At 32.2% G+C, this 9,158-nt stretch carries 11 protein-coding genes and 6 pseudogenes; 12 read left to right on the plus strand and 5 right to left on the minus strand.

The genetic code is table 11. The features are described from left to right. Window positions 1-122 precede the first annotated feature (122 nt). From HET73_RS09660 to HET73_RS04175, 3 genes and pseudogenes are all read right to left on the minus strand, one after another. Window positions 123-260: pseudogene (locus HET73_RS09660) on the minus strand (ankyrin repeat domain-containing protein); the annotation flags it as partial. Between the two features lie 15 nt (window positions 261-275). Next, complete coding sequence (locus HET73_RS09665) at window positions 276-548, minus strand: ankyrin repeat domain-containing protein (protein ID WP_174134075.1); 273 nt, start codon at window positions 546-548, stop codon at window positions 276-278. Between the two features lie 24 nt (window positions 549-572). Beyond that, complete coding sequence (locus HET73_RS04175) at window positions 573-722, minus strand: hypothetical protein (RefSeq protein WP_174134071.1); 150 nt, start codon at window positions 720-722, stop codon at window positions 573-575. 568 nt (window positions 723-1,290) lie between these two features. Here HET73_RS04175 and HET73_RS04180 point away from each other — a divergent pair. Continuing rightward, on the plus strand, window positions 1,291-1,692 hold the full coding sequence (locus HET73_RS04180; RefSeq protein ID WP_174134070.1) for a hypothetical protein: 402 nt from the start codon (window positions 1,291-1,293) through the stop codon (window positions 1,690-1,692). Window positions 1,693-1,742: 50 nt separating this feature from the next. Here HET73_RS04180 and HET73_RS04185 read toward each other — a convergent pair whose 3' ends face one another. Next, window positions 1,743-1,904 carry a hypothetical protein gene (locus HET73_RS04185; protein ID WP_174134072.1) on the minus strand — a complete coding sequence of 54 codons (162 nt, stop codon included), beginning with the start codon at window positions 1,902-1,904 and terminating at the stop codon, window positions 1,743-1,745. A gap of 464 nt (window positions 1,905-2,368) precedes the next feature. On the opposite strand from HET73_RS04185, the pseudogene HET73_RS09455 reads away from it, so the two are divergent. The 11 genes and pseudogenes from HET73_RS09455 to HET73_RS04220 all read left to right on the plus strand — a co-directional run bounded on the left by HET73_RS09455 (window position 2,369) and on the right by HET73_RS04220 (window position 8,079). Beyond that, a pseudogene (locus HET73_RS09455) lies at window positions 2,369-3,409 on the plus strand (AI-2E family transporter). 101 nt (window positions 3,410-3,510) lie between these two features. After that, window positions 3,511-4,169, plus strand: a pseudogene (locus HET73_RS04195) (P-loop NTPase family protein). Window positions 4,170-4,753: 584 nt separating this feature from the next. Further along, the gene (locus HET73_RS09055; RefSeq protein ID WP_281356025.1) at window positions 4,754-5,179 is read left to right on the plus strand and encodes a tyrosine-type recombinase/integrase; all 426 of its coding nucleotides are present in this window, start codon (window positions 4,754-4,756) and stop codon (window positions 5,177-5,179) included. Between the two features lie 149 nt (window positions 5,180-5,328). Then, window positions 5,329-5,478, plus strand: coding sequence for a tyrosine-type recombinase/integrase (locus HET73_RS09060; protein ID WP_281356026.1), 150 nt, complete (start codon window positions 5,329-5,331; stop codon window positions 5,476-5,478). A gap of 193 nt (window positions 5,479-5,671) precedes the next feature. Then, window positions 5,672-5,941 (plus strand): lysophospholipid acyltransferase family protein, encoded by a 270-nt coding sequence (locus HET73_RS08210; protein WP_246210105.1) that lies wholly within the window; start codon window positions 5,672-5,674, stop codon window positions 5,939-5,941. A gap of 1 nt (window position 5,942) precedes the next feature. Further along, window positions 5,943-6,266, plus strand: a complete 324-nt coding sequence (locus HET73_RS08215) for a hypothetical protein (protein WP_246210106.1) — start codon at window positions 5,943-5,945, stop codon at window positions 6,264-6,266. A gap of 57 nt (window positions 6,267-6,323) precedes the next feature. Continuing rightward, window positions 6,324-6,590 (plus strand): annotated as a pseudogene (rpsT, locus tag HET73_RS04210) (30S ribosomal protein S20); the annotation flags it as partial. 62 nt (window positions 6,591-6,652) lie between these two features. Beyond that, window positions 6,653-6,793: a hypothetical protein gene (locus HET73_RS09850; RefSeq protein WP_410543548.1), complete on the plus strand. Its 141-nt coding sequence runs from the start codon at window positions 6,653-6,655 to the stop codon at window positions 6,791-6,793. Window positions 6,794-6,898: 105 nt separating this feature from the next. Next, the gene (locus HET73_RS09855; protein WP_410543549.1) at window positions 6,899-7,171 is read left to right on the plus strand and encodes a citrate/2-methylcitrate synthase; all 273 of its coding nucleotides are present in this window, start codon (window positions 6,899-6,901) and stop codon (window positions 7,169-7,171) included. Window positions 7,172-7,191: 20 nt separating this feature from the next. Beyond that, a pseudogene (locus HET73_RS09860) lies at window positions 7,192-7,634 on the plus strand (citrate/2-methylcitrate synthase). 178 nt (window positions 7,635-7,812) lie between these two features. Next, complete coding sequence (locus tag HET73_RS04220) at window positions 7,813-8,079, plus strand: hypothetical protein (RefSeq protein ID WP_174134073.1); 267 nt, start codon at window positions 7,813-7,815, stop codon at window positions 8,077-8,079. A gap of 577 nt (window positions 8,080-8,656) precedes the next feature. On the opposite strand, the pseudogene HET73_RS09865 reads toward HET73_RS04220, so the two are convergent. Further along, window positions 8,657-9,158: pseudogene (locus tag HET73_RS09865) on the minus strand (conjugal transfer protein TraJ); the annotation flags it as partial.

A 9,158-nucleotide genomic window follows, 5' to 3' on the forward strand; every position in this document is an offset into this window, starting at 1 on the left:
TAGTATTAGAGCATATAAAACCTCTCTATAGCCTCATGCAGCAGCACGATATGGAGGAGTTACTCCATTATTATCTGTCTTATGAATATCAGCTCCTGCTAGCATTAGAGCATATACTACCTCTATATGGCCCTTCCAGTAGCCCAATGTAAAGGAGTTAATTCATTCTTATCTTTCTCCTCAAAATTAGCCCCGTGCTCTAATAGAAGTTTTACTACCTCTATATGACCATTTCCAAAAGCCCAATTTAAAGGAATGTATCCTTTATTATCTGTCTAATGAATATCAGACCCTGCGTTTATTAGAGTGTTTACTACCTCTATATGGTCACATCCAGCAGCTAAATGTAAAAAAGTGCATCCTTCATTATCTGTTTTATGAATATCGGCCCCTGCGCTTATTAGAACTTCTACTACCTCTATATGGCCCTTTTCAACAGCCCAGTGAAAAGGAGTATGTACATACTTATCTTTCTCCTCAATATTAGCCCCGTGCTCTAATAGAGCTTTTACTGTCTCTGTATGGCCTTCACAAGCGCCAAATGCAATAACGTAAAGCTTACATTACCCAAATCAAATAGGTGATTTATATTGAACTTTTCCTTTTCCTTCTCTTGATATATATATTAATGTTCTTTTAAAAAACTCATCTTTTATTTTTTCAATCACATTACTCTCAACGTTTACTGTTCTTAATATTTCTTCCCACTTGTAAAAATCCATAGCTTTCTCCAGTTAAAAATATAAAATAATCTAATATAATAATTATATATATTATTTTAAAAAATACGAAAATTAAAGGTAAGTTTTGATAATTCATTAAAAAATATACCACAATTAGTGCCACAAAAATTTCAATTATTTACTCTTTTGAAAACCGCAAAAAAGTACGTACCTTTGTGAGAACTCGTTGGGCAAAAATAGGGTTGGGGAAATAGAAGCCTAAAATTCTTGTACCGAAGCTAGTTAAAATGGTTCGTATGTAAATTTAGTAAAGGTAAGCTAATATAGCTAGTTTTATCGTATAGCAAAGTCACTATAAATAGTTCGCACAGGTTGCGCGGTATTTGGGAGCGATGTTGATGGCTGGGGAGCTACAGTTAGATGTTCTGGAGGAAATGATTGCCCAGCGCAGCAAACAGGAAAGTTAAAATATTTTACAAAAGTTTTTGACATTAAAGGTCTAAATAGAGTATAATTATGACCTTGGTTTGGTAATGAAAATATCTGACATTTTTACTCTCGAAGAAAAACTCAAAAATTTTCAACTTAAGTGAACAAAAGGGATGGGATGAAAAAATCCATAGCTACCTTATTGGACTTTATCAATAGCAGAAATACCGTCACTCTTGAAAAAATTCTAACTTCTTTTGGGATTAGGCTTGTAGGACCAAAAGCAGCAAAATTAATAGCCAATCATTATAAATCTTATGAAAATTGGTACGAGACTATTGCTCAAATTTCTTATGGTAGCGAGGTTTCTGATCGATTGATGAACATAATAGGCATAGGCGAAGGGATTATAACTTCCTCAGAAATTGATCATAATCTTTTGAGGAGTGAAAGCAAGAACAATCATCTTACGCTCACAATATTTCCATATTCGTCTACATCAAGCAAAAGACCTCTCTACGACCCATCTTTTTGGCAATACAGCAAAATTCGCTTCGTTTTATTAGTTGCACTCCAATAGTTGCTTTTATTTCCTATATATCAGCGATTATATTCAGAGATTTAGCATTTTTACAGCACTGCTACGCTTCTGCCGTTGTTATATGAACCTTTTGCGTATCTTCTGCGCTTTACACCTGAATTTTTTTTGCCTGCATCATAGCTCTTTCTTTCAGCAGTATCTGCGTTTTTAACACTTTGAGCATCAATTACTGGTTTTCTCTTTCCTACCATTGTTCTTTCTAACAAATTTTACGTTCTAAAATACTTTCTGCTTGGTTTTTCGCTCCATTTTTTATAATAGTCGTTCTCCATTTTGGAAACTCTTGTGCTCCACTGGCAGCAGCTTCTTAGGCACTCCACACAATACATCATAAGTTTCCTTGGCTTTGTTTTTTTTCTACAGGATTCTAGATCTGGTAAAATTTTCTTAAATTTTTCACGACTTTGGTTCTCATATATCTAATTTACATATATTATCTCCTACTTTTTTCCTTCTCTGAGATCATGTACAGGTTCTAACACTCATTTTTTAATTATTCTTAGCTTACTTTTTTAAAGTGTCAGATCAAGTCTTATTTAGTACAGCTTGATGGGTACTTTGTTTTTTTGTAAACTGTCTGAAACAGTTCCGAATTATTTTAACATGTACAAAATACACTGTGTATTTTTTTTAATAGATTGACTATGCTAAAAACATGCAAAAATGTCACGTAACTTTTTGTCTTATATTACTTATTATAGTTGGCACACTATTTTTAGTACGCCCTATGATTTTTCCATGCTTAATGTCTATCGTTGTTGTATATTTATTTAATCCACTAGTAGTAAAGTTTGAAAAATATAAAATACCGCGCTTATATTCTGTAATTTTTATAATATTTATACTGCTTATAGTTTTTGTATTAGCTGTTACATTTGTTTTACCTATTATATATGTTCAAATTGCCTCAATATTAAATTTTTTGGTCAGTAAAGTGCCTTCGTTGACTCTGAAAGTTATTCCATCTGTGTTATAATTTCTTAATATAAAAGTAAGAGAAGCTTGCTTGATCGCTTATCTAAGAATTTAGCAGAATATTACAGCGATTATATATCTAATTTCATACCTGCTTTTGATATTACCAGTAATTTTATAATTCAGGTGTTAAGCTTAAGCTTTAGCTTAATTCATATAGTACCGTTAGTAGTAATCACTACGTTAATGTTTTTCTATGTATTGCGTGACTGGCCTCTGATTGTAGCAAAGGTTAGTGAGTTAGTTCCTGTCCCTTACAGAGAAAAAGTTGCAGATTATTTTTCAAAGTGGATTTTATTGTATCTAATTACCTAAAAGGACAAGCAAATGTATGCATCGTTATGATGATATTTTACTCTATAGGGCTTAGTATAATCGGGTTGAGACATTATTTTGCTATTGGAATTTTATCGGGAACACTAACATTTGTACCTTATATAGGACCGTTGCTATATACTGTTATTGGGTTTTTGAGCGCTGTTACTCAATTTAATGGATGGTTTGAAAGCACTACTATTCAACCATTATTTGGTGTTGGACAGTTAATGGATGCAAATATACTGGTTCCTTTGTTAATAGGAAAAAAGTTCATATACATCCAGCCGTGATTATTCTTGGGGTTACTATGTGTGCCTCATATTTTGGACTCATGGGTATATTGCTTTTTGCTCCAATAATAGCGATGTTTTATGTATCAGTGGAATGTAAAACCGAATTATAGAAATGGCTAGCAGGTTTTTTGTACAACTAGTTTGTGATAAAGAGAGGTGAACCTCAAAATACCCTTTAGAGCGAATTTTGATACACTTTCAGAGATGAAAGATGTTTAATGTACAATTAGATGTATTTAACAATAATCAAACTGATTATTGCCGGCAAAATTTCATCGTTTTAGACTAAAATAAGAATGTGTACTCAGTAATGGATGATTTATCTTGGAAATGTCTGATTCTCTTTGGGCCTAAAGGTTCTGGAAAAACTATCTTGCTCATATTTGGAAATCGATGAACAATGCGATTTTTATCAATGTGAATAATTTTATAGGTGAGATGAGGTATAGCAACGCTTTTATTTTGGAAGATATACAAAATGTTCAAGATGAAGCAATGCTATTACATTTTTACAACTACATAAAAGAAAATAACAAGAGATTACTCAATACTTCTTCAACTTCATCAAAAAGACTCAATTTTAAATTGAAAGACTTGAGTTCTCGCAAATTATCAACTACCAGCGTGAAAATTCCACCTGCTAGTGGGGAATTATTACGAATTATGTTAATGAAACAATTTTCAGACAAACAGTTAAAAGTCGATTTAAAAGTGATTAATTATATCTTAGCAAGAATAAAGCGTTCTTTTTGCGGTGTTAATGAAGTGATAGAAAAAATAGATAATGAGTCTAAGGGAACAAATATTACTATTCCTTTTATTAGCACTTTATTAAAAAACGGTATGATATATGATTTCCTCTTTATATAGATCGTATACATTAAAAATTTATTAACATCTGTGACAATAGTAAAGAAGTTACCACTTGGTTGTGCTAGTGCTATAAGAAGTTATGTTATAACATATATAAATAGATGCAACTAAAAAGTGGTATATCGTAGTAGAGTTCACTTTGTAAGGTGCTTTCTATAGATTTGGTGTTATAATTTAACTATGAGAACAAATCTGAAAAAAAAAATAAGACGAAAGTTTGTTGTACTTATTATATTGATAAATGCTTTATTTCATATTTTTTAATATGGAATACTAGTAACGTTTTCAATCAAACTGTAGTCAAAGAAATAAATACAGGAGCTAGTGATGAAGAGTAAGCAGTAGCAGGATCAAAAAGAAAATCTTTATATAACCTATTATATAGATATTTGGTGTCAGAAAAGTCTGCCAGCAAAATACTTAGAAAGTTATCGTTCGGATTTATGCCAACTTGAAGATTTTTTATTGGAAAGCGGTACTACTTTAGTTAATGAGAGCAAAACTAATATTAAGGATTATGTGAATCACTATGCACACAAAAGAAATATAAAAGTAGTTCTGTATCAAGAAAAATATCTGCTATGAAAATTTTTTATAAGTGCCTATTTAATGATGGAATAATAGATATTAATCCAGCTCCAGCTAATGATGATGAATTGAAAGACCCAAAAGTTTCTCGTCCTTTGCCAAAGTATTTGAGTGTTGAAGAAATGCTTTTGCTAATGGACACAGTCAGAAAATCAGCAAGCGAATCGAATAAAGAAATAAAGGGTAGGAGGTTATGCGCTATTTTAGACATACTTTACTCTTCTAGCATGCGTATTTTTGAACTGATTAATATGAAATTGTGTAAGGTGTCACATCTAGTAAACAGTAATGACAAATGTTATGTAATAATAAAAGGAAAGGGTGGTAAAGAAAGTCAAATCCTTTTTAACGAGGAAGCACTACAAAGTTTTAGAAATTATTTATCAATTCGTGATAACCTGATTCCTGAGGGAAAATAATCTGATTGGTTATTTCCCGGTAATAAACCTAACAGGCCGATTACAAAGCAGAGAATCGGTCAATTGATTAAGGAATTAGCAAGAAAATGTAATATTGATAAAGTAAAATCTCTCCACATGTAATCAGACATTCCTTTGCTACTCATCTACTGGATAGTGGGGCAAGTATTGTGCTGATACAGGAAGTTCTTGGCCATACTAATCTTTCTACAACTCAAATATATACTCATGTTGCCAACAAGAAATTGAAAGATAAATTAGCTGATTCACATCCTATCACTCTAGTGATCAATAGTTAAATTTATTGTTTTTAATTTCTAGTAGAGATAAACTCAAATAAATTTATCTAGGTTTATGATTTCGGGTTTATTGTTCAATTTATTTTTTATTTTATGGGAAGAGTTCTAAACTTTAATTGCCCTTCCCATACTCCTTTTTCCTGTACGTATAATAACTATTTTCTCTGTCTACCCAGTAGAGGTTGTATTACTTATGCTTCGTTTACTATGTAGAATTGAATATGAAATTAGGGGAAGGGAAAACATTTCCAAGCAACCTTTTGTAGTTGCTTACAAACACCAATCCCCACTTGAAACTTTTATTTTTATGCTTTTATTTAGGAAAGTAGCTTTTATTTTAAAGCGTGAGCTAAAGTGGGTTCCATTTGCAGGTTTGCATTTTATGGTACTAAGAATGATCTTTATTAACCGCTCAGATGGCATTAGTTCCATACTCCACATTATCGAGTTAACAAGAAAATAAAATGCATATAAAAGAAAATAGGAACGTAATAATATTTCCTAAAGGTATCAGACTGGCTGTAAAGCTAAAAACAAAATATAGACTACGTTTTGCTGCTCTATATAAAATATTATCTGTTCCTGTATTACAAGTTGCTTTAAATACCGGTTTATTTTGGCCAAAGAGCATGCTTTCCATGAGTAAGAATTCTGGAAAGGCGATAATAGAGATATTACCCCCAATATATCCTGGGTTGAGCAAGAATGAATTCTTAAAAAATTTAGAGGAAACTATTGAAGAAAAAAGTAGCAAATTAGCAACAGAAAAAACTGGTATTGAAAATTAGTGAAAAAATTTTATAATGAGAAAAGAGTATTAATATTTTTAGGTTAGGTATTAATATATGGCAAATCATAAAAGTGCTAAGAAAATGATAAAGGTAAGAGCAAAGCGCACTTTGATAAATAAAATGCGTAAAAGTAAAACTCGCACTGCTATTAGGAAATTGGTTGATATGATTAAGTCTGGTGACAAAGAAAATGTCATTCTAGTATTTCGGAGCGCTGACTCTAATTTACACAAGTGTGTGAATAAAGGTGTTATTTACAGAAACACTGCTGCACGTAAAATAAATCACTTAAATGCAAAACTAAAAGCATTCATGACTGCTAAACCTAAAGTTAACCGGGTTAATATATACTCTGGAGTTTGTATAGAATTTAAGTGGCTTAAGTGGTGGATAAAAAAGCATTGTTAGAATTAAGCAATGGGTTAAAAGTTGAGCTACCCATATTAAGTGGAACAACAGGTTCTGATGTGTTAAATGTTAAAGCTTTATATAGGACAACAGGGTTATTTATAGACATGATTTAAAAAGTTTCTCTCAAAAATAACGGAGTTATCTAAAGTATCAAAGCAGATTATAAACGTAATTAAAGCCTTTCAAAAAACTGCTCATCCTATGTTAATTTTGATTGCATGTTTGCAAGTTTATCTGCATTGTACCATGAGAAACATGGTAACAATATCAATAATGAAGATCTAGATTTTGGAATTTCTGCTATAGCGCAAGTTCCTGCAATTGTTGCAATGATATATAGGCATATCAACAATAAGGAATTCATAAATGCTAACAATGAGTTGGGCTACAGTGAAAATTTCTTAAGTATGATGTTTGGCGATGCTTTGGGTAACGATAAAAGCATTCTTTTTTTGAAAGCTCTGGATAAAATATTTACTCCGTCAGGGTAGTAGGATCAGCAGGTTCCAATTTGTTTGCGAGTCTCTCTGCAGGAGTCGCTACACTTTGGGGACCGGCACATGGTGGAGCCAATGAAGCAGTTATAAGTATGTTAAAAGAGATAGGACAAAGTGGGAATATAGATAAATTTATTGAAAAAGCTAGGGATGATAAATACCCATTTAAATTGATGGGGTTTGGTCATCGTGTTTATAGAAATCACGATCCACGTGCGCGTATATTAAAAAACGCTTGTAATGAGGTTGTAAGTAATTTAGAACAAAGTAATGAATTCCTCAAGATTGGAAAAGAACTCGAAAAGATAGCTTTAAAGGATGAATATTTTGTTATGGGAAAGTTATATCCGAAGTTGATATTTACTCATGTATAATAAAGAACGCTATTGATATTCCTTCAAATATGTTCACGCCTATTTTCGCACTTGCAAGAACTGCTGGTTGGGTTGCTCAGTGATATGAAATGATGAACGATAAAGAAACTAAAATTTGTAGACCAAGACAACTTTATATTGGTAAATAGATCGTTACCGTTCACGGAGATAAGGAGATTTACAAAGTCAGTATAAAAATGTAAAGAAATAAGAAGCTGAAAATGGAACGGGTAAGTCATAATAAGACTGAAAGAAAAAGTTGTGAAGTATAACTCAATGAAGAAAAAGGCGCCCGTGCGCGAATATTGTCATTCTTCCTCAGCAGCTCATGATTATACAGATCGTCAGATCAAGTCTAAACTATTACCTCCTCTCCTGTCATTCCAGCGCTGGGATCCAGTTTTTTTTAATCAAAAAAATTATATTTTGATAGTTGGTTTACCAAATTCATTACCTATTGTAAGATCTGGATTCCAGTGCTGGAATGACAGCCCTTTCTTATCATCCCAGTACTGGGATCCAATTTAATAATAAATATTTAAGAAATTTACTAAACGAAGAAAAAAGGCAAAAGAATCCCTGGTCATTATCTATTTCCAGTATCGGCGTTCTTTAAGTATTAAACCCTGCAATTTAGCTGCATTTGACTGCAACTAACCTTAGTTTAATGTTTAAGAAATTTACTAAACAGTAAAAAAGGCAAGAGAATCCCGTATTAGAAGTTGCTCACTTTCTAATCCTGAAAACTGGCGTATTATACTGTCTTAAACAGCGCGTTTAAGCTTGAATAGGGAAAGACCTAGAAACATAGGTGAATTTTATAAAGACATAAGGTGCACATAGTGCAAAAATTAAAAAATAAGATGCCAACCTCGGTATACTCCTGTCATTTAATCTATACAGACGAAGATAACTGAATACCACCAATATTATTGTAATGAGATTGGAGGGGGTTGTCAAGTAGTTTTATGGCCCAGTACTTGGGTGACACCCTTTTGGTAGCACAATGTTCGTATAGCTTACACACTGGCATTTGTTGTACCTTGGCAAAATAGATGTTCGTACAGTTATGGAGTTTGCTAAGGTTGCCTGAACGGGTATGCGATCACCTGTATTTATAACTGTTAACAATAAATTTAAATGATATTATACCATCCATGGTTGATTTTATGTTGAATAAGTAAAGCTGATCTCAATGGTCTGATTTTTCACCTGCTAATTTTGCTCAATTGTAAAAACTACAGTGGCATTTCCAGTAAATGTAACTAAGTCCTTGGTTAACCAGTCGATAGATAATGTTATGACATTTATGTTGGTAATTTTTCTTTTGGATGAAGACTAATTACCAGCCTCATTGTTCACTTTTTCTTGAAAGTCTTGATAGGTTTTATGTGTGGAATTGTTTTTTATAAAAAATTTTTGGTACTCTGGTTCAACAACTTTATTAAATTCACATATTTCAACATATTTACCTGGCTACGGAAATATACTCGTCTTTCTTTTTATTGGAACAAAGCTTATGCATTACAGTAAACTCATCCTCTGTATGATTTGTATATTTCACAAAATTTAAATATTTTTAACAGGAAACAGCAGGTATAACATTC

The sequence above is a fragment of the Wolbachia endosymbiont of Atemnus politus genome, from assembly GCF_013309895.1.

Excerpts from the sequence above, each read along its gene's own strand:
- HET73_RS04185 (WP_174134072.1), bottom strand. The coding sequence starts at position 1,904 with ATGGTAGGAAAGAGAAAACCAGTAATTGATGCTCAAAGTGTTAAAAAC.
- HET73_RS04180 (WP_174134070.1), top strand. The coding sequence starts at position 1,291 with ATGAAAAAATCCATAGCTACCTTATTGGACTTTATCAATAGCAGAAAT.
- HET73_RS08210 (WP_246210105.1), top strand. The coding sequence starts at position 5,672 with ATGCTTCGTTTACTATGTAGAATTGAATATGAAATTAGGGGAAGGGAA.
- HET73_RS09855 (WP_410543549.1), top strand. The coding sequence starts at position 6,899 with ATGTTTGCAAGTTTATCTGCATTGTACCATGAGAAACATGGTAACAAT.
- HET73_RS09055 (WP_281356025.1), top strand. The coding sequence starts at position 4,754 with ATGAAAATTTTTTATAAGTGCCTATTTAATGATGGAATAATAGATATT.
- HET73_RS04175 (WP_174134071.1), bottom strand. The coding sequence starts at position 722 with ATGGATTTTTACAAGTGGGAAGAAATATTAAGAACAGTAAACGTTGAG.
- HET73_RS08215 (WP_246210106.1), top strand. The coding sequence starts at position 5,943 with ATGCATATAAAAGAAAATAGGAACGTAATAATATTTCCTAAAGGTATC.